This window comes from Micromonospora sp. WMMD1102, from assembly GCF_029626265.1.
Classification (GTDB): Bacteria; Actinomycetota; Actinomycetes; order Mycobacteriales; family Micromonosporaceae; genus Plantactinospora.
On the sequence record NZ_JARUBN010000001.1, the window covers coordinates 7,213,596 to 7,232,389 of the forward strand.

Sequence of the window (18,794 nt, forward strand, 5' to 3'; positions counted from 1 at the left end):
CGGCATCCGGTAAGCCCTGTTCGCCCAGGGCTGATCACGCCCGTCCGAGGGTGACACCGGTCCCCGGCGGCCGACTTCCGAGGCCTGTCATGCGTGGCGGGCCGGTTGTGGAGTACGGTTCCACCGATATCCCAGGAGGTTGCGAATGTCCCTGACGGTGCACACCGACGAGCGGTCCGACGTGGTCGTCGTGTCGGTCGCGGGCGAACTCGACATGGCCACCGCGCCGCAACTCCAGGACCAGATCACGGACCTGCTGGAGAAGGGCCGCACCCGGCTGGTCTTCGACCTGGCCGAGCTGACGTTCTGCGACTCCACCGGGCTCTCCGTCTTCGTTCGGGCCCGTAACAGCGCCGACGAGGCGGGCGGGATGGTCCGGCTGGCCGCGCCGCGCCGGGGGGTGCTGCGCATCCTGGAGGTCAGCGGGCTGGTGGAGGTCCTCCAGACGCACGAGACGGTGGACGAGGCGGTCGCCGCCAGCTGACCGTCCGGCGCCGCCGCTTTTCCGTCCGCGCCGGGCTGGGCACTAGGTTGTCGACCGACAGGAATCCGGCAACCTGGAGACGCCAATGCTCAAGGGCTTCAAAGACTTCATCATGCGCGGCAACGTCGTCGACCTCGCGGTCGGCGTGGTCATCGGCGCGGCCTTCACCGGCCTGGTCACCCAGTTCACCAACTCCTTCCTGAAGCCGCTGATCACCCTGTTCGGCGGCGAGGAGGGCCTCACGGCGGGCACCTGGAAGCTGCCGAACGACGCGGTGGTCGACTGGGCTGCCTTCATCAACGCCATCATCACCTTCCTGATGACCGCCGCCGTGCTCTACTTCCTGGTGGTCTTCCCGATGAACAAGCTCGCCGAGCGGCGCCAGCGGGGCGAGGAGCCGGCACCGGCCGCGCCGAGCGAGGAGATCAAGCTGCTCACCGAGATCCGGGACGCCCTGGTCGCCGCCGGACATGCGCCGAACCGGCACCCCGAGGGCCCGGACGAGCGGATCGGCGGGCAGTACCCGCCGGCACAGCGCCACCCCTGAACCCGGAGTGTCACCTGCCCGGGTGACGGCTCCGGCACCCGGTGATCTTCTCGTACGTACGTTCGATAAGGTCCCCGGATGGAACAGCGAAAGCACTGGTGGAACGGCACGTGGGGGCGCCTGGCCCGGCGCGACGTCTACCTCCGGGCGGATGCCGACCAGTGGCACCTGGAACAGCGGGCGGGCGGAGCCGAGGGGATCTCCCGGTTCTACGAGTTCGACAGCGAGGAGGCGGCGTACGACGTCGTCCGCACCCTGCTGGCCGGACCGGACACCTGGCGGGAACTCTCCGCCCGCCCGCCCGGGGCGGACTGACCCGGCTCGGCGGGACGGACCGACCCCGGCTCAGCGGGACGGCGCCTCCAGCAGCGCGATGGTGCTGAGCGTGACCTGGTCGCGGATCCGGGTGACCGAGGTCTGCCACTGCCGGGTGAAGCCGGGCCGGTGTTCGAGGTCCTGCCAGACCGGCAGCACCGACTCGTCGAGCCGGGCGGCGGGCATCCAGAGGTGCAGCAGGCAGTCGATCGCCGGGCGCAGCCGGTCGATCTTCTGGTTCCGGGTGCCCGGCCCGGTGAGACTGAACTCGATGAGCGACAGCAGCGTGGTGAGCAGCCAGTCGTGCAGGGCGAGGTCCTCGCAGAACTCGACGAGCGCGGGTACGACCTCCTGCGGTGCGGTCAGCTCCAGGCTGCGCAGCGTGTCGGACTCGATCCGGAACTTGCCGTGCGGCTCGGTCCCCGGGTCGGCGGCCGGCAGCACCGCCCAGCGCAGCCGGGTGCGCTTGGTCCGGAACGGCGGCCGGCGGTCCAGCCGGGGCGACTTCTGCACCGCGTCGATCAGCCGGGCGCTTATCGCGCCGAGGTTGAGCGTCTGCGGCTGGTAGGTGGGCCCGAGGAAGCCCCGGGCGACGTCCCGGAGGTCGACCTTGCCGATCGTCTCCACCCAGCCGGGCCGGGCCAGGTAGTGCGACCAGATCAACCGGCGGTTGCTGGCCGCCCGGTCCAGCCGGGTGTAGGTGGAGCCCTGCAACACGTGCCCGCCGGTCACCGCCGCGTGCGACACCACCGTCCCGACCCCCCGGGTGCCCCGGCCGGAGCCGGCCGGCAGCCGGCAGTCGATCCCGGTGAGCTGGTCCGGCGAGACCGCGTACGCGATCGGCCGTTCGGACCGGCGGACCCGCTGACCGACCAGGAAGTCGAGGAGTTGGGCGGTGTTCTCCAGCGAGAGCGAACTGGAGTTCTGCAAAAGTCCGGTGTGGACCTCGCCCAGGGTCAGCATTGCGCGCCTCCGCACGCTCGTTGGCACCGTGACCGCATCACCGGGGCCGGGTCGCCGTGACAGCGTCACGGTAACCGATGTCGGTGCCGGAGATGGTGATCGGCTGACGGCAATTCATTCTGGTACGCCCGCCCAGGTCCGGTACGCGACACCCACCCCCTCCGAGCAGCGGAAACCCCGCTGTTGCGTCCTATTGGTACGGTTGCGTTACGCGCCGCTCACGCCGCCCCCAAGGAGCCGCCGCCGTGACCAAGGTCTACGTCTCGGCCACTTTCCGGGATCTCCAGGAGTGCCGGGCCGCCGTACAACTGGCACTGCGCCGACTCCGGGTCGAGGACGTGGCCATGGAGTCGTACGTGGCCGAGGACCGGCGCCCACTCGAACGCTGCCTGGCCGATGTCGCCGAATGTGACGTCTACGTCGGCATCTTCGCCTGGCGGTACGGCTTCGTCCCGGCCGGCTACGACCGCTCGATCACCGAACTCGAATACCGGGAGGCGCTGAACGGCGGCAAGCCCTGCCTGATCTTCCTGCTGGACGAGGAGGCACCCTGGCCGCGCAGCTTCGTCGACCGGGGCCGGGACGCCGACCGGATCGAGACGCTCCGGGCGGAGCTGTCGGACCGGCACATGTGCGGCACCTTCCGGGACCCGGCCGACCTGGCCGCGATGGTGACCGCGGCGGTGGCGAACTGTCTCACCGACGCCGGGGTGCAGGGCGACGGCGGGATGCCCGCGCTGAGCCGGGACACGCTCAAGCAGTACCTGCTCCGGCTGCGCCAGCACTACGGGGTGCTGGACCTGGACGCGCTCACCCCGGAGCAGAACGAGGACTACCTCCGGATCCAGCTGATGTCGGTCTTCGTCGAGCAGTGGGTACGCGAGGACCCGCCGCCGGCCGAGCTGCCCCGGGAGTGGCTGCGCCGGATGCAGTCCGAGGGGCGGATCGGCACCGAGGACGTGCCGGAGGAGGTCGACCCTCGGGAGCTGGTGCAGTTGCACGAGTCGTACCGGGCGAAACCGTTGCAGCGGCTCTTCGACGTGCTAGGCGCGCCGGAGCAGCGGGCGATCGTGTTGCTCGGCGACCCGGGCTCGGGCAAGTCGACAGCGGCCCGGTACGTCACGCTCAGCCTGACCGGCGGTCCGACCGACGACCGGCTCTCCGCGCTCGCCGACCACCTGCCGCTGCTGATCGAGCTGCGCTCGTTCGTCACCCTGGTCGCCGAGGGCAAGTGCGACAACTTCGTCGACTACCTCGACCACCGGGCCGGCACCGACGGGCTCGGCATCGAGCGGGCCGCGCTGCTGCGGCACCTCGGGGTCGGCGGCCGGGCGGTCATGATCCTGGACGGTCTGGACGAGGTCTTCGACCGGCACCGCCGGGAGGAGGTGGCCCGGCAGATCGCCGGGTTCGCCGCCAACCACCCGCAGGTACGCATGATCGTCACCTCCCGGATCATCGGCTACTCACGCCGCATCCTGACCAGCGTCGGCTTCGTGCACTACACGTTGCAGGACCTGGACGAGGAGCAGACCGGCGACTTCCTCTCCAGCTGGTACAGGCTGGCGATCCGGGACCGGCCGGAGGACGCGCACGCCCAGCGGGCCCGGCTGCTGGACGCGATGCGGCACTCGCACGCCATCCGGGAACTCGCCGGCAACCCGCTGCTGCTGACCATCCTGGCGATCATCGGCAAGCACCAGCCGCTGCCCCGGGAACGCTGGAAGCTCTACGACCACGCCGCCACGGTGCTGGTGGCGCAGTGGGACACCGACCGGCACCTGCCGGAGCAGTCCCCGGCGGCCAGTTTCCTCGACCCGGAGGACAAGAAGGAGCTGCTGCGCCGGCTGGCCTACCGGATGCAGTCGGCCGACCGCGGGCTGACGGTCAACTACATCGACCGGACGGAACTGAGCGACGTCTTCGAGCAGTACCTGGTCGAGCGGTACCGGCGGGACGCGGCCACCGCCCGGACCATCTCGCTGGCGATGATCGACCAGTTCCGGGAGCGGAACTTCATCCTCAGCCGGTACGGCCCGCACGTCTACGGCTTCGTGCACCGCACCTTCCTGGAGTTCTTCTGCGCCGACGCGATCCTGGCCAAGTTCCAGCACGACCAGGTGCTCTCCTTCGAGCAGCTCAAGGACCTGTTCCGGCAGCACTGGGCCGACCTGTCCTGGCGGGAGGTGCTCCGGCTGCTCGCCGGTGCGCTGCACCAGAACCACACCGCGCAGCTCATCCAGTTGCTCACCACCGAGGTCAACCAGCCGTGGCCGCCGGCCGACTTCGCCCCGCCGCCGTGGAACCTGGCGCTGGCGGTGCAGTGCCTGGCCGAGGTGCGCAACCTGCACAGTGCCGCCGCCAAGCCGGCCGAGACGCTGCTGCGGCAGCTCATCCTGCTGCTGGAACACTGCGTCTCGATCGACGACCGGGAGACCGCCCGGCTGATCGACGAGGAGATCCTGCCGGCCGCCAAGGCGATCGGGCCGAACTGGCCGGGCCGGAAGATCTACCTCTCCTGGTACCGCCGCCGGGGCGTCCGGGTGGTCTGGAACCCGATCTCCACCCACGCCGCCCGGCTGGCCGCGATGCTCTCCACCCCGGCCGAGCGGATCGACGACCTCTTCGACGACGTGCTCGCCACCATGGACGACAGCCCCGCCTCCTACGCCTCGGTCGCCGGGCTGGCCGAGCTGGCCCAGCTCGCCACCTCGGCGGTGGACAGCCCGGCGCACCAGGCCGCCGCCGCGCGGGCCCGGACCCGGCTGATCAAGCGCGCTCGGGCGGACAACCACGCCGGGGTGCGGCTCGCCGCCGTGCAGGCCCTCGGGGAGCGGTTCGGCACCGACGCCGAGGCCCGCGACCTGCTCATCGAACGGGTCCGCGCCGACGGGTACGCCGGGGTGCGGCTCGCCGCCGTGCAGGCGCTCGGCGAGCGGTTCCGGGACGAGCCGAACGTCCGCGACCTGCTCCGGGAACGCGCGCACGCCGACGAGCACGCCAGCGTGCGGCGTACCGCGATCCAGACCCTCGGCGACCGGTACGGCGGCGACGACGAACTGCGGGACGTACTCGTCGAGTGCCTGCGTACCGATCCCGACGCCGAGGTGACCCGGACCGCCGCGCACGTACTCGTCGAACGGTTCGCCGCCACCCGGCAGGTCCGGGACCTGCTGATGGAGCGGGCCCGCGACGACACCGACCCGGTGACCCGGCGGACCAGCGTGCGGGTGCTCGGCGAGCGGCTGGCCGCCGACCCCAAGGTCCGGGCGCTGCTCATCGACCGGGTGCGCGCCGACCGGGACCCCGGGGTGCTCCGGGTCGCCGCCCGCGCCCTGATCGACCAGCAGGGCCCGCACACCACCACCCGGGACCTGCTGGTCAGCCGGACCGGCGGGGACGCCGACGAGACGGTACGCCGGGCCGCGCTGCGGCTGCTCGTCGAGCACTTCGAGCGGGACACCGCACTGCTCGACCTGCTGGTCACCGCCGCCCGGCAGGACCGGGACGCCGACGTACGGCTGCTCGCCGCCCGGGCGCTGACCGACGAGATCGGTGCCGAGGCGTCGGTCGGGGCGGCGCTCGGCGAGCTGGCGCTGGGCGACTCCGATGCCCGGATCCGGCTGGTGGCCGCCCGGGCGCTGATCGAGCGGGTCGGGATGGACTCCGCCGTCTCCGAGGTGCTCGCCGGGCTGGCCCGGGACGACGTCGACGCGGCCGTACGGCTGGCCGCCGTCAACGCTCTCGCCGACACCGTGCGCCGGAACCCGGCCACCCGGGAGGTGCTGCTGCACCGGGCCGGTACCGACTCCGACGCCGAGGTGCGGCTGGCCGCGCTGCGGGCGCTGACCCGGGAGCCTCGGTTGTCCGACGAGGTCCACCGGGTGCTGCTGGACCGGGCCCGGCACGACCCGGACGCCGGCGTCTTCGCGCTCGCCGCCACGGCGGTGGTGGAGCGGGGCGGCTCCCGGGACGACGTGCACGAGCTGCTCGAAGGGCGGGTGCACGGGGACAGCAACGCCCGGGTCCGGCTCGCCGCCGTACGCCTGCTGGTGCAGCGGGTCGGCGTCGACGCCGACGTCCGGGAGGCGCTGCTGGAACGGATCCGGCACGACCCGGACCCCGAACTCGTGCACGAGGCGGCCGTCGAGCTGGCCACCCGGCTCGGCACCGACGTGGAGCAGTGCGAGGTGCTGATGGGCCGGGCCACCGGCGAGGACCCGCAGCTCCGGACCGTGGCGGTACGCATCCTCGGCGAGTACTTCGGCTCCGACCGGGCGGTCCGCGAGCTGCTGATCGAGCGGGCCGGCAACGACAAGGACGTGCAGGTACGCCGGGAGGTGCTCCGGGTGCTCGGTGAGCGTCTGGCCGAACACCCCGAGGTGCGCACCCTCTTCGTCGAGCGGCTGCGTGACCAGGACTGGTCGGTGCGGGCCGCCACCGTGCAGGCCCTCGGCACGCACTTCGGCGACGACCACCAGACCCGGGAACTCCTGACCGAGCTGGCCCGGGACGATCCCGATCCCGGGTTCCGCCGCCGGGCCGGTCAGGTGCTCACCTGGCTGCCCGACGCCGACCCCGACCACCTGCCGGACGTACGGCGGTGAGGGGCGTGCGCTCAGTCGCTGGTGAAGACGTACTCGATGCGTTCGACCAGGTCCTTGGGCAGGTCGATGTGCTCGTTGCGGCTGCGGGTCTGGATCTGGTCAAGTACGGCCGGGCTGATCGAGACCTGGCTCAGGATCGTCCGGACGGCGTGCTCGATCGGCAGGAAGCGCGATCCGAGCACCGAGAAGGCGCGGTACGCGCTGAACGGGGCGGCGTGCGGGTTGAGTTTGACCACCGCCGGCATCTCGTCCCAGTCGTCCGGCCAGTCGTCGAGCTGGTAGGGGTTGGTCACCCCCTCGCCCTCGTGCCGGAGCAGGCCGAGCCGCATGAGCTGCCAGACGGCCGCCAGGAACGGGCAGGACCAGCGCCGCCGGCCGTCCTCCTCGTAGTCCCACAGCTCGACGTCCATGAAGATGGAGTGCCGGTTCGCGGCGTTCTGCACCGGCGGCTGCCAGGCCCGGCCGGCGCTCATCGCCTGGCCGGGGCCGGAGGTCGGCGACCGCCTGCCGTTGCAGAGCCAGCCGGTCTCCGAGGTGGGCGGGCGGTCCCCGGTGGTCTCCGGGACCGGGTCGGAGACGAGCTGGGTGAGCACCAGTTCGGCGAGCGGGATGTCGTCGGCATGGGCGCAGCCGGCCTCCCGGGCGAAGTAGTCGATCACCAGCCCGGCGTCCCGCGCGGCCTCGCGGACCTGCTCCATCACCACCCGAGGCGTGCTGAACCGCTGGAAGTAGTCGTCGATCATGAAGCAGGTGCTGACCCGGGGCCGGCCGTTCGGCGTCCGGTCGGCGACGGCCTGCCGGGCCGCCGCCGCCCACGGCACGACCCGGGCGAAGTGCCGGCGGAGCTGGTCGACCCCACCGGCGAACTCCTCGATGTAGAGGTGTCCCAGCTCGATGGAGAGGTGCGAGAGCGGAACGGACTCGACGCTGCGTCTGGCCGCCGTCTCCTCGAATGTCACATCCGGTCGTCTCACAGCATCTCCCAGGCCGCGTCGTCCACGATGAGTTTTGCCAGTGCTGAGAAGGCCTCCACGGTCTCCAGGTTTGCGATCTTGCGCGCGTACACGTCGTTGTCGGAGATCAGTTGCTCGCGCCACTGGAGCACCGGGTCGAGCGGTACCGAGCCGATCAGCATCGTCCGGCCGACCCGGTTGTTGCTGGCGAGTTCGAGCAGGTCCTGGTTGCACTCGCGGAGCCAGGCCACCTGCGGCGGTCGCAGCCCCTCCAGCTCCGGCGAGTCCGGGTCGACCACGGCGGTGCGCACGAACCGGAGCCGGTTGACCAGGTCCTCGTGGTCGTGCCCGGCCAGAGTGCCGGCCTCCAGGATGCCCCGGGTGCCGTAGACCAGGCTGGAGGCGGCGAGGACGTGCTGCCGGGTCCAGCGGTGGAAGACCAGCCAGCGGGAGCGTACCGACTTCAGTTCCGGCATGGCGGTGGCGGCCAGCACCATCTGGGTGGCGTACGACCGGCCGGCGCTCAGGTCGACGAGGCTGAGGTCGAACTCCTCCTCGAGCCGCAGGAAGAGCCGGGCGCAGCGTTCGATCCGCTCCCGGGTCGCCGGGAACTCGCCGCCGCCGCTGTCACCGGGCAGCAGCACCAGCCGGCCGGCGCCGGGCGGCCGGTTGCGCAGGCTGGGTCGGTCGGATTCGGTCCAGACCTCGATGCGTTGCGGCTCGGCCAGGGCGCCGTCGAGGTAGTCGTGCAGGCCGCCCCGGGTGGTCCCGTGCACCGCGGAGTTGATGTTGAATATCGCGCCGGCCGTCGGCGACCCGAAGTCGAAGTCCAGATAGCAGACGTCGCTGCCCTGCAACGCGCTCCGGTAGAGCATGTTGCTGCTGGTGACCGACCGTCCGGTGCCGCCCTTGTCGGAGACCGCGAAGACCAACATCTCAGCCCGCCTCCGCGACGTCGCGCCGGGCCGCCGCCAGCTCGTCCAACTGCCGCAGTACCGCGCTCGCCAGCGCTGCCGCGGTGCCGGGGCGCTCGTGCACGATCTCCCGGGCCCGCCGCAGGTTGACCCGGACCATCTGGAGTGTCTGCTGCATCTTCGGGCCCGCCGCCGCCGCGCCGGCCAGCAGTTCCATGTCGTAGAGGTGCTCGGCCTCGTTGAGCAGGTCCAGCGCGTGCTTGGTGAGCCGATCGCTACGCAGCGGTGGACGGCGCAGCACGCGTACCGTGGTGACGAGGCCCTGCACCACCCGCTCGGTGTAATACCACGAGGGGGCGTCGTGGTATTCGTCGAACTGCCGGAACACCCGGGCCGGCTGGTCCCACAGGCTCCGGCTGTTGCCCCGTTCCAGGCGCCGCAGCACCAGGTGGTCCCAGACCAGGTCGGCCAGGTCCAGCATCCTGGCCCGCTGGTCCGCGTCGCTGAGCAGACCGGCGATGTACGCGGTGCGCTGCAACAGCAGCGCCGAGAACTCGGTAACCGCCCAGCGCAGCGTGGGACCGCCCAGCTTGTCGCTGTTCTGCAACGTCATCCGTACGCCCGGCGAGTGCAGCGTGAGCGCCGGATCCTCGTCGAACGGCCGCCGGGTCACCCGGGCCCGGTTGGCCAGTTCCTCCAGCACCGCCCCGACCCGGCTGAGGTCGGCGTCGGCGCCCCGCTCGACCACCAGACCCTTGACCGCCAGCGAGGTCACCAACAGGGTGTAGTAGTCGTTGGCGTCCCGGTCGGTGGTCCGCCACGGGATGTCCTCCAGCGGCCACCGGTGCCCGTCGCCGAAGGTGGCGACGGTGGCCCAGTAGCCCCGCGTCAGGTCCCACCGCAGTTGCAGCGCCCGGGAGAGCCGCTGCTGCTCCTCGTTGAGCAGACCCAGGATCCGGGTCCGCTCGGTGAAGAGCTCCTCGATCGCGTCGATCGCGATCACGGTGAAGTAGAGGTACGGCTCCTCGGGCGCCACCCCGGCACGCTGCTCGCCGATCGGCTCGGTCGTCTCGACGTCCGGCGCCTCCCGGACGGTGCCCCAGGACCAGCCGCACTCGAAGAGCCGGTTCGGACTGTCCAGGTCGGCCACCTGGCCGGAACCGATCATGACCTCGCGGAAGCTCGCGATCGTCTGCCGCAGCCGGCGGCGCAGCTGCGCGACGACCTGACGCTGCGGCAGGTTGCTCTGGTTGAGGGTGCGGACCAGCGCCTGCCCCTCTTCGGAGTCGACGTCGAAGACGTTCACCGCGAAACTGCGCAGCAGACCCACCATGGCGGCGGTCAGCCGGGTGCTCGCCATCGTCTCCAGGTCGTCGATCTCCCGAATGATCTCCTCCCGGCGGACCGCTGTCCGGAAGACCCGGGCGAAACCGATGGCGGCCAGGGAAAGGGTGATCGACATGGCGAACGAGTCCACGATGTCGAGATCGAGTTGCTGCTCGGACGGCTCGCCGCCGTCGGTCTGGAAATAGGTCCGGCCGGAGAAGACCGGCGTCCCTGATTTGTCGGTGTAGCGTTGGTAATAGTCGGTGAGCACCTGGATGAGTACCCGGGGAATCTGGGTCGCGGTGCCGAGCGGGCGCAACGCCCTGATCATTTCGTCGGCGGTCTCGTCCGGACGGTCCAGCCCGAAGTCCGCCTGGGTCGCCGGCAGCAGGATGCAGAGCAGCTGTTCGGCGTCACTGATCGAGTTCGGCCCGTCCCGACCGCCCCACTGCCACTTTCCGTCCTGCCAGCTCGTCCGGACGGTGGCCGCCCAGATCTCCAGGAGCTCCTGACGGGGCTGGATCCTCATCTATCGTGCACCACCATCCGCGAAAAACACCGGCCAGGTCGAGCGGCACTCATGTCGTGCGTCGGGCAGCCCGACGACTGTCCCGCGCGTCCCGATGATAGAGACGTGATCGACCGGCTGCGGCAGCCCCGGCTCCACCACCGGTGGTGAATCAAAGGAAGATGCTGGTCAACGCCGTAATGATCGGCCTTTCCACAGTGGTGCCACGTTTCACCGCGGTCACCCCCTTCGCATCTCGGGCCTATCCATCAATGATGGCGTACGCGTCAAGGCGGGCGGAACACCTCGCCCGGCCGCCCACCAGGAACGGCCGTCGCGGGCCGCCCACCAGGAGCGGCGTCGCGGGAGCCGGTCAGCCCTGCCGGGCCGGGTCGGTGAGCTGCTGGCGTACCGCCCAGAGCGCCGCCTCGGTGCGCGACGCCGAGCCGGTCTTGCGGAGCAGGTTGGAGACGTGCACGGTGACCGTGCGTACCGAGATGCCGAGCGAGCGGGCCACCTGCTTGTTGGACATGCCGGCGGCCAGGCAGGAGAGCACCTCGACCTCCCGGCCGGTCAACTGTCCGGGCGGGAAGGGGTGCACCGGCTCGGCGACGAGTTCCTCGGGTCGCTGGCCGCGCTCGGCCACCAGCAGCTCCATCAGCTGGAAGGGGTTGCCGCCGGTACGCCGGCACACCGACTCGACGACCGCCGGCGACACCGGCAGGCCGGGATAGACCTGGGCGAGCACGGCGGCCACGTCCGGCCGGTCGAGTGGACCGAGGTGCTGCCGGACCACGCCCGGCGCGCCGGAGAGCCGGGCCAGGGTGGCGGCGACCAGCCGGGGCGACACCGCCTCCTCCGGCGGCCGGCTGCCGACCACCAGCAGGGCCGGCAGGTCCGGTGCGGCGGCCAACTCGCCGACCAGGTTCAGGCTGGCCGGGTCGAGCGCGTGCAGGTCCTCCACCACCAGTACGGCCGGACCGGCGCCGACGAGTGCCCGCACGGTGCGTACCGCCAGTCGCAGCAGGGCGTCCGGGGCGTACCGCTCCCGGGGCGCGTTCGGGTGCTGGGCCAGCCAGGCCAGCGCGTCGGGCGGCAGCGGCAGGTCGGCGGTGTCCCGACCGGTGAGCGCGGCGGCGAGCCAGTCGTACGGTGCCGGGGTGTGCACCCGGGCCGTACCGCTCAGCACTGTCGACGGCCGGGGTGTTAGACCGTCCAGGGCCGTGCTGATCAGCAGGCTCTTGCCCACCCCGGCGGCGCCGGTGAGCAGCACGCAGCCGGTCCGGGAGCGCCCGCCGGCGACCGTGGCCCAGGCGGCGGCGAACTCGGCCAGTTCGCCGGCACGCCCGACCATGGAGACCGGCATCATGCGTCAACATTACGCAGTACTGCGTAGTGACTTCGCCGTGGATCTCGGGGCAAGCTGCACGGTATGACCTTTGTCCTGCGCAGCCTGGCGGTCAGTGACCCTGGCCTGGTCCGGCCGAACAACGAGGACGTGGCGTTCGCCGGCAGCCGGCTGGTCGCCGTCGCCGACGGCATGGGCGGCGCACCGGCCGGCGAGGTGGCCAGCGAGATCGTGATCAGCTCCCTGGCCCCGGTCGAGCGGTCCGCTGCCGACGTCGAACCCGTGGCCGCCCTGCTGGCGGCGATCGACACGGCCACCGCCCGGATCCGGGCGGTGACCGACGCCGACCAGGCCACCGAGGGGATGGGCAGTACGGTCACCGCGATGCTGCTGGCCGGCCGCCGGCTCGCGGTCGCGCACGTCGGCGACTCCCGGGGGTACCTGCTGCGGACCGGCCGGCTGGCGCAGCTCACCCGGGACGACACCTTCGTGCAGGAGCTGGTCGACCAGGGCGGGCTGACCCCGGAGGAGGCCCGCCGGCATCCGCAGCGGTCGCTCGTCACCCGGGTCGTCCAGGGCGGCCCGCTCGAACCCGCCACGGTCGCGCTGATCGCCCAGCCCGGCGACCGGCTGCTGCTGTGCAGCGACGGCCTCTCCGACGTGGTCGACGACGACGCCCTCGCCGGCACGCTGGCCGGTTTCCCGGACCGGGAGGAGTGTGCGCGACAGTTGGTCAAGCTCGCCCACCAGGCGGGTGCCCCGGACAACGTGACGCTGGTGGTGGCGGACGTCGCCGCCGAATAATTGCCCCGGCGCGGGGCGGTGACCGCCCGCGGGCGGGAGGGTGGCGCGGTGACGGTGATCGAGCTCGGCGAGGAACGCTACGACCCGCCGGCCGCGGCCGTACCGTCCCGGCGGTGGCGGCGTCGGCGGCTCCGGACGGCCGGGCTCGCGCTGGCCGGCGTACTGGTGCTAGGTGCCGGCGGCGCGGCGGCACCGGCACCGCCGGAGTTCACCGAGATCTACCAGGGGCGGCTGGGCGGCGCCACCCACCTGCTGACCGCTGACCGGTTCTTCGTCGCCGAACCGGTCACCGAGGACCTCCGCCGGGTCAGCGCGTACGAGCTGACCCGGGGGCGGCTGCTGTGGAGCGGGACGTACCCGGTCGAGCAGCCCGAGGCCAACCTCTACCTGGCGGGCGACCTGCTGATGCTTGTCGACGGCGCCGAGCGGACCATGCTGCTGGACTCCGGCACCGGGCAGCCGCGCTGGTCGGTGCCGGAGATCCTCCGGGTGGTTGCCGCTCCGGCCGACCGGCACCGCCGCGCGGACCTGGCTGGGCCTGGTCGACCCCGGGGACACCGCCGTCCGGCCGCTGGATCCGCTGCCGCACGCCATCCTGTCCTGCCAGGTGGTGACCGGGGCGATCGCGTGCCGCACGCACCTCGCGGAGGTACGGGTCTGGCGGCTGCGCCCCCGACCCGGCCCCGGGCCGGGTCGGCGACGGCGACCGGAAGGGCTGATTGCTCCCGCGTCGGCGACCCCGCTCGGTAATCTCGACATATGGTGCAAACTGCTTCGCGTACCCGGCTCGCCGAACCGCCGCACCGGTCGACGGTGCGGCTCACCGTCAACGGCCGACCACACGAGATCGACCTCGACAACCGGACCACCCTGCTCGACGTGCTCCGCGAACACCTCGGCCTGACCGGTGCCAAGAAGGGCTGCGACCACGGGCAGTGCGGCTCCTGCACGGTGCTGCTCGACGGCCGGCGGGTGAAGAGCTGCCTGGGCGTCCGATGAGGAGCTTCCGGTACGAGCGGAGCACCGACCCGGGCCGGCGGTGGCGCTGGTCGCCGCCGAGCCGGACGCGGTGTACCTCGGTGGGGGCACCAACCTGGTCGACCTGATGAAGCTCGGCGTGGCCCGGCCACGGCTGCTGGTCGACGTCACCCTGCTGCCGCTGGACTCGGTCGAGCCGACCCCGGACGGCGGGCTGCGGATCGGCGCCACGGTCCGGAACAGCGACCTGGCCGCGCACCCGACGGTCCGGCGGGACTTCCCGGTGCTGTCCCGGGCCCTGCTCGCCGGGGCGAGCGGACAACTGCGCAACATGGCCACCGTCGGCGGCAACCTGCTGCAACGTACCCGCTGCTTCTACTTCCAGGACGTCAGCCGGCCCTGCAACAAGCGCGAACCCCAGGGCCGGCTGTGCGGCGCTGGAGGGGCAGAACCGGGAGCTGGCCATCCTCGGCTGGTCGCCGCGGTGCGTCGCCACCCACCCCTCCGACATGGCGGTGGCGCTGGTCGCCCTCGACGCCGTGGTGGAGGTGCTGGAACCGGCCGGCGCCCGGGACATCCCGCTGGCCGAGTTCCACCGGCGCGGTCACCAACGCGGTCTACCACGCCACCGGGCTGCGCTTCCGTACCCTGCCGATCCAGCTCGACGAGCTGGTGGACCGGCTGCCGACCGGTTGAGGCCGGCACGCCCAGCGTAAGACGCGAGGGACGGACGTGATCCACCTCGCAGTACTTGTACCTGACGTCAACGTCAGGTCATAGCGTGGCGGCATGCGGATCAACGGAAAGAATGCCCTCGTCACCGGCGCCAACCGCGGTCTCGGCAAGGCGTTCGTTCGCCGAGGCTCTCCTCGCTCGCGGCGCCACCATGTACGCCACCGCCCGCCGCCCCGACCAGATGGACATTCCCGGCGTCGTGCCCCTGCAGCTGGACATCACCGATCCGGTGTCCATCGAAGCCGCGGCCACCGAGGTGGGCGAACTCGACATCCTCGTCAACAACGCCGGGATTTCCACAGACGCCACCTTGCTCGGGCCCTCCACGGAGAACGTCCGCCGCGAGTTCGAGACGAACGTCTGGGGCACCCTCAACGTCACCCGGGCCTTCGCCCCCGCCAGCAACGGCTACGCCGCCTCGAAGGCGGCGGAATGGTCCCTGACCAACGGCGTCAGACTCGAGTTGGCCAGCCAGAAAACCCAGGTCATCGCCTTGGCCCTGGCCATAGCCGACACCGACATGATGGCAGCCTACGACATCCCCAAGCTCCCGCCCACGAGGTCGTCACCACGGCCCCTGGACGGCCTGGAGGCGGGCGAACTCGAAGTGATCGCGGGGCTGCAGCGCCCAGAGTGTTGAGAAAGCCACGCGCCCGCTCGGCGGAGCCTCGGGTAGCCTTGTTGCGCGGCGGGCCGCTAGCTCAATTGGCAGAGCTGTGGACTTTTAATCCATAGGTTCGGGGTTCGAGTCCCCGGCGGCCCACAAATCCACGCCCCGAACTGCCTATATAGAAATCGATCTAATCGATTGGATCGGGCTTCGCGGCGGCTCGGCGGCGGAGCCCTCTCGGTCAGGATGGTTTGAGACACCCCGTGTGAGTGGGGTGGTGACCTGCCGAGGGCGGGGATCGGAGATCCTTGTGTACGTGTCCACCTCGTCTGGCAAGCAGCCGGCGTCCGGCGGTGGGGATCCTGCACCGAAGCCGTCGCGGCGGGTTTTCAGCCCGGAGTACAAGCTCGCGGTGGTCGCCGCGTACGAGAACGCCGCGAACGGGGAGAAGGGTACGGTCCTGCGCCGGGAAGGCTTGTACTCGTCGCACATCATCAAATGGACACGGGCTCCCAACACACAGATTGGCGGCCTCCAGCACAGCTGGGCCTGACCCGGCACGCCCGCCTCGCCGCCGCGCACGGCATCCGCCTGTCCAACAGCCGGCGCGGGCAATGCTGGGACAACGCGGTAGCCGAATCCTTCTTTGCCACGGTCAAGACCGAGCTGCTGCACCGGCAGCCACCCGCCACGCCATTCAACCGGTGAACCAGGCCGCCTAGATAAGATCACCACATCGACCCCGTCCGTCGAAACGGGTCAAGCCCACTCTGCACGCCCTCACCCGAGGCCTCGAACGGGACCACGACGCCGTCAACGCCGCGCTCATGCTTCCGTACAGCAACGGCCCCACCGAAGGCGTCAACACCAAGACCAAACGGATCGCGCGTCAAATGCACGGACGAGCGGGCTTCACCCTGCTCCGCCACCGCATCCTCCTCGGATAGCAGTACCCTCCGTCACCACCGAATGTGAGACAGGCCCGTCAACTTCTCCACCCGAGGGTCGGAGACCTCGCGCGTCCACAGCGACACGTGGCGGTCCCACGACCACCACCGACGGACAAAACGGTCCAGCCGAAACGGTCGGCCAGGGAGCAACACCCCTCTGACGAATCGAGGTTGGGCAACGAACCGACGGTAACCAACCTGCCCCCGCTAGTACCCGGTTCATCCTACTCGGGTGAGGCCGGATCACCCTTACCTGAGCCACTTTCTCACTGTGCGGCCTGCGACCCGACCTGGCCGACGATCCGGAACGCACCGGAAGGGAAGCGGATGGCTGATCCGACAGAGGAGTTCTTCGAAAAGGTCAGCCGGAGCCCGGCGGAGAACATATCGGTTTTGGCCAGCGGGAGGATTCGCTTCGACCTTGAACACGATCTGCGTACTGAACATTGGCTTGCTACCATCGACCCGCCCGAAGTACGCATCTCGCGTGAGAACCTCCCGGCGGACTGTGTCGTTCATGCCGGGAAAGGATTGTTCGACCGCATTATATCGGGCGACGACAACTATTTCGCGGCTGAATTGCGCGGTGAGCTCACCATCGAAGGTGAGCCTTCATTGTTGGTCAATTTTGCCCGGCTGTTCTCCGGGCCAGCGGGTGCGCTCCATCCAACCGCAGTAAGGCGCAAGGAGGAACCGTGTCCTTGAAGGATCGTGTCAGCATCCTGGACGGTAACACCTTTGTGGTTAGTGACTGCGCGGGCGACATCGAGGCGTCCCGGACCACTCCGACCGGACTATTCGCCTTCGACACGCGCTTCCTGTCAAGGTGGGTCCTGACCTTGAACGGCGAACGACTTTCTCCCATTTCCGTCGATGATCTCCAGTATTTTGAGACCCGCTACTTCCTCACTCCGGGTGCACCTACCCATTACGTGGACGCCAAGCAGTCGGTCATTCGTCAGCGCCAGATTGGCGTCCACATGGAGGAACGATTGATAGTCCTCAACCATGAGTTGAGAGCAGTCGATGTCGAGATTAGACTGGAGGCCGACAGCGACTTTGCTGACATATTCGACGTCAAGAACGCGGAAATCAAGAGGGCGGGAGAGATCGCAACATTCGTGGACGAGGACAGGCTGCGTTTCAGCTACCGGCGGGACTTGTTTCACCGTGAGACGATCATCTCCTCCTCTGAGCCGGCAGAAATTTGCGCAAGCGGAATCAGCTTCAACGTCCGGATCGAGCCACACGGCCGGTGGATCACTCAACTGGAGGTGGCAACCGTCGTGAGGCCGGGACCCAGGCGGCCATCACACCAGAGCATCCAGGCCCAAACTAGGCGCAAAAGGGTGGAGATGCGCGAGGAGCTGGGCCGCTGGCTGGCTGACGCGCCGAAATTGGTGTCCACCTGGGACGCCCTGACGGAGGCGTACCACCAGGGCTTGGTCGATCTCTCCGCGTTGCGCTACGTGCCGTTGATATCACGAGGCAAGAGCGTCCCCGCGGCCGGACTGCCATGGTTCATGACCATGTTTGGGCGCGACAGCATTCTGACCAGCCTGCAGATGCTGCCATTCAAGCCGGAGCTCGCGAGGATCACGCTTTCTGCTCTCGGGCTCATTCAGGGTGCGAGGCTGGAGGACTTCCGCGAGCAGGAGCCGGGGAAGATTATGCACGAGGTGCGGTACGGGGAGTCGGCAGCGTTCGAGGAACAGCCGCAGAGCGCGTACTACGGCGCGGCCGACACCACGCCCCTTTATGTGATTCTTCTCGACGAGTACGAGCGTTGGAGCGGCGACGCCAACACGGTACGGGATCTCAAGGTCGAGGCATACAGAGCCCTGGACTGGATCGACGGGTACGGGGACCTGATGGGCAACGGCTACATCTGGTACCAGCGACGGAACACGAAGAACGGCCTGGAGAACCAGTGCTGGAAGGACTCGTTGAACTCCATCTCGTATCACGATGGCAGGCTGCCAGCCTGCCCGCGGGCGACCTGCGAACTTCAGGGCTATGCCTATGACGCCAAGGTTCGCGGAGCAAGGCTGGCCCGCCAGTTTTGGAACGACCCGGCGTATGCTGACCGTCTTGAGCGTGAAGCAGACGAGCTCAAAAAGCGCTTCAATCGCGACTTTTGGGTTGATGACGGCGAATATTACGCGCTAGCCCTCGATACTGACGGCAGGCCGGTCGACGCACTCTCCTCGAACATGGGTCATCTACTGTGGAGCGGCATTGTCGACGAAGCCAGAGCCCAGAAGGTGGTTGATCATCTGTTAGGTCCGAAGCTGTTCTCCGGCTGGGGCGTGCGGACGCTCGCCGAGGGTGAGGGACGATATAATCCGGTAGGCTACCACGTGGGCACGGTCTGGCCGTTCGATAATTCATTCATCGCGTGGGGACTCTGGCGATTCGGCTTCAGGAAGGAGGCAGGTCGCATCTCCAAGGGTATCATCGACGCGGCGAAATTCTTTAACGGACGGCTGCCGGAGGCGTTCGCGGGCTATGATCGGGCGTTGACGGCGTACCCCGTTCAGTACCCCACCGCATGTAGCCCTCAGGCCTGGTCGGCGGGCGCCCCGATGTTGTTGTTGCGCACCATGCTGGGCCTGGAGCCGGTCGGTGACCACCTGGTGTCCGACCCCGTTCTGCCCGACGGGATTGATCGGATCGAGGTCCACGATATCCCTGGCCGGTGGGGGCGAACAGATGTAGTCGCCCACCGCTGAGGCCGTCGTAGAGGGGGCAC

The 18,794-nt window shown here is 69.8% G+C and carries 16 protein-coding genes, 1 tRNA gene and 4 pseudogenes; 16 read left to right on the plus strand and 5 right to left on the minus strand.

Going from position 1 to position 18,794, the window contains the following annotated elements; genetic code table 11:
* The first annotated feature begins 145 nt into the window (after nt 1–145).
* The 3 genes from O7626_RS32675 to O7626_RS32685 all read left to right on the plus strand — a co-directional run bounded on the left by O7626_RS32675 (nt 146) and on the right by O7626_RS32685 (nt 1,346).
* The gene (locus O7626_RS32675; protein WP_278064857.1) at nt 146–484 is read left to right on the plus strand and encodes an STAS domain-containing protein; all 339 of its coding nucleotides are present in this window, start codon (nt 146–148) and stop codon (nt 482–484) included.
* Nucleotides 485–569: 85 nt separating this feature from the next.
* Nucleotides 570–1,031 carry a large conductance mechanosensitive channel protein MscL gene (gene mscL, locus O7626_RS32680; RefSeq protein WP_278064858.1) on the plus strand — a complete coding sequence of 154 codons (462 nt, stop codon included), beginning with the start codon at nt 570–572 and terminating at the stop codon, nt 1,029–1,031.
* Between the two features lie 78 nt (nt 1,032–1,109).
* Nucleotides 1,110–1,346, plus strand: a complete 237-nt coding sequence (locus O7626_RS32685; RefSeq protein WP_278064859.1) for a hypothetical protein — start codon at nt 1,110–1,112, stop codon at nt 1,344–1,346.
* A 30-nt stretch (nt 1,347–1,376) separates the two neighbouring features.
* Here O7626_RS32685 and O7626_RS32690 read toward each other — a convergent pair whose 3' ends face one another.
* Nucleotides 1,377–2,309, minus strand: a complete 933-nt coding sequence (locus tag O7626_RS32690) for an SCO2521 family protein (RefSeq protein ID WP_278064860.1) — start codon at nt 2,307–2,309, stop codon at nt 1,377–1,379.
* A gap of 245 nt (nt 2,310–2,554) precedes the next feature.
* On the opposite strand from O7626_RS32690, the gene O7626_RS32695 reads away from it, so the two are divergent.
* Nucleotides 2,555–6,916 carry a HEAT repeat domain-containing protein gene (locus O7626_RS32695; protein ID WP_278064861.1) on the plus strand — a complete coding sequence of 1,454 codons (4,362 nt, stop codon included), beginning with the start codon at nt 2,555–2,557 and terminating at the stop codon, nt 6,914–6,916.
* A gap of 11 nt (nt 6,917–6,927) precedes the next feature.
* Here O7626_RS32695 and O7626_RS32700 read toward each other — a convergent pair whose 3' ends face one another.
* From O7626_RS32700 to O7626_RS32715, 4 genes are all read right to left on the minus strand, one after another.
* A complete protein-coding gene (locus O7626_RS32700; protein ID WP_278064862.1) occupies nt 6,928–7,890 on the minus strand; it encodes an SCO2522 family protein in 963 nt (320 codons plus the stop codon).
* Nucleotides 7,887–8,804, minus strand: a complete 918-nt coding sequence (locus O7626_RS32705) for an SCO2523 family variant P-loop protein (protein WP_278064863.1) — start codon at nt 8,802–8,804, stop codon at nt 7,887–7,889. Before O7626_RS32705 ends, O7626_RS32700 begins: the two co-directional genes overlap by 4 nt.
* A 1-nt stretch (nt 8,805) precedes the next feature.
* The gene (locus tag O7626_RS32710) at nt 8,806–10,638 is read right to left on the minus strand and encodes an SCO2524 family protein (RefSeq protein WP_278064864.1); all 1,833 of its coding nucleotides are present in this window, start codon (nt 10,636–10,638) and stop codon (nt 8,806–8,808) included.
* Nucleotides 10,639–10,990: 352 nt separating this feature from the next.
* Nucleotides 10,991–11,986 (minus strand): helix-turn-helix transcriptional regulator, encoded by a 996-nt coding sequence (locus tag O7626_RS32715; RefSeq protein ID WP_278064865.1) that lies wholly within the window; start codon nt 11,984–11,986, stop codon nt 10,991–10,993.
* Nucleotides 11,987–12,049: 63 nt separating this feature from the next.
* On the opposite strand from O7626_RS32715, the gene O7626_RS32720 reads away from it, so the two are divergent.
* The 12 genes and pseudogenes from O7626_RS32720 to O7626_RS32775 all read left to right on the plus strand — a co-directional run bounded on the left by O7626_RS32720 (nt 12,050) and on the right by O7626_RS32775 (nt 18,774).
* Nucleotides 12,050–12,769 carry a protein phosphatase 2C domain-containing protein gene (locus tag O7626_RS32720; protein ID WP_278064866.1) on the plus strand — a complete coding sequence of 240 codons (720 nt, stop codon included), beginning with the start codon at nt 12,050–12,052 and terminating at the stop codon, nt 12,767–12,769.
* A 48-nt stretch (nt 12,770–12,817) separates the two neighbouring features.
* Complete coding sequence (locus O7626_RS32725; protein WP_278064867.1) at nt 12,818–13,519, plus strand: hypothetical protein; 702 nt, start codon at nt 12,818–12,820, stop codon at nt 13,517–13,519.
* Between the two features lie 9 nt (nt 13,520–13,528).
* Nucleotides 13,529–13,756: pseudogene (locus O7626_RS32730) on the plus strand (2Fe-2S iron-sulfur cluster-binding protein); the annotation flags it as partial.
* An 82-nt stretch (nt 13,757–13,838) separates the two neighbouring features.
* Nucleotides 13,839–14,042, plus strand: a pseudogene (locus tag O7626_RS32735) (FAD binding domain-containing protein); the annotation flags it as partial.
* 214 nt (nt 14,043–14,256) lie between these two features.
* A complete protein-coding gene (locus tag O7626_RS32740; protein WP_278066422.1) occupies nt 14,257–14,463 on the plus strand; it encodes an FAD binding domain-containing protein in 207 nt (68 codons plus the stop codon).
* 170 nt (nt 14,464–14,633) lie between these two features.
* Nucleotides 14,634–15,122 (plus strand): SDR family NAD(P)-dependent oxidoreductase, encoded by a 489-nt coding sequence (locus O7626_RS32745; RefSeq protein ID WP_278064868.1) that lies wholly within the window; start codon nt 14,634–14,636, stop codon nt 15,120–15,122.
* Nucleotides 15,123–15,172: 50 nt separating this feature from the next.
* Nucleotides 15,173–15,245 (plus strand) — tRNA-Lys (locus O7626_RS32750).
* Between the two features lie 163 nt (nt 15,246–15,408).
* Nucleotides 15,409–15,645: a hypothetical protein gene (locus O7626_RS32755; protein ID WP_278066535.1), complete on the plus strand. Its 237-nt coding sequence runs from the start codon at nt 15,409–15,411 to the stop codon at nt 15,643–15,645.
* A gap of 29 nt (nt 15,646–15,674) precedes the next feature.
* Nucleotides 15,675–15,800 (plus strand): annotated as a pseudogene (locus O7626_RS32760) (integrase core domain-containing protein); the annotation flags it as partial.
* Nucleotides 15,801–15,862: 62 nt separating this feature from the next.
* A pseudogene (locus tag O7626_RS32765) lies at nt 15,863–16,039 on the plus strand (transposase); the annotation flags it as partial.
* Between the two features lie 330 nt (nt 16,040–16,369).
* Entirely contained in the window at nt 16,370–16,747 is a 378-nt protein-coding gene (locus O7626_RS32770; protein ID WP_278064869.1) for an SCP2 sterol-binding domain-containing protein, read from the plus strand.
* Nucleotides 16,744–18,774: a glycogen debranching N-terminal domain-containing protein gene (locus tag O7626_RS32775; protein ID WP_278066423.1), complete on the plus strand. Its 2,031-nt coding sequence runs from the start codon at nt 16,744–16,746 to the stop codon at nt 18,772–18,774. The genes O7626_RS32770 and O7626_RS32775 overlap by 4 nt, the downstream gene beginning before the upstream one ends.
* The last annotated feature ends 20 nt before the right edge of the window (nt 18,775–18,794 follow it).

Coding starts and splice junctions, on each gene's coding strand:
- O7626_RS32740 (WP_278066422.1), top strand. CDS start 14,257: ATGGCGGTGGCGCTGGTCGCCCTCGACGCCGTGGTGGAGGTGCTGGAA.
- O7626_RS32690 (WP_278064860.1), bottom strand. CDS start 2,309: ATGCTGACCCTGGGCGAGGTCCACACCGGACTTTTGCAGAACTCCAGT.
- O7626_RS32770 (WP_278064869.1), top strand. CDS start 16,370: ATGGCTGATCCGACAGAGGAGTTCTTCGAAAAGGTCAGCCGGAGCCCG.
- O7626_RS32705 (WP_278064863.1), bottom strand. CDS start 8,804: ATGTTGGTCTTCGCGGTCTCCGACAAGGGCGGCACCGGACGGTCGGTC.
- O7626_RS32685 (WP_278064859.1), top strand. CDS start 1,110: ATGGAACAGCGAAAGCACTGGTGGAACGGCACGTGGGGGCGCCTGGCC.
- mscL (WP_278064858.1), top strand. CDS start 570: ATGCTCAAGGGCTTCAAAGACTTCATCATGCGCGGCAACGTCGTCGAC.
- O7626_RS32710 (WP_278064864.1), bottom strand. CDS start 10,638: ATGAGGATCCAGCCCCGTCAGGAGCTCCTGGAGATCTGGGCGGCCACC.
- O7626_RS32675 (WP_278064857.1), top strand. CDS start 146: ATGTCCCTGACGGTGCACACCGACGAGCGGTCCGACGTGGTCGTCGTG.
- O7626_RS32715 (WP_278064865.1), bottom strand. CDS start 11,986: ATGATGCCGGTCTCCATGGTCGGGCGTGCCGGCGAACTGGCCGAGTTC.
- O7626_RS32720 (WP_278064866.1), top strand. CDS start 12,050: ATGACCTTTGTCCTGCGCAGCCTGGCGGTCAGTGACCCTGGCCTGGTC.
- O7626_RS32745 (WP_278064868.1), top strand. CDS start 14,634: ATGTACGCCACCGCCCGCCGCCCCGACCAGATGGACATTCCCGGCGTC.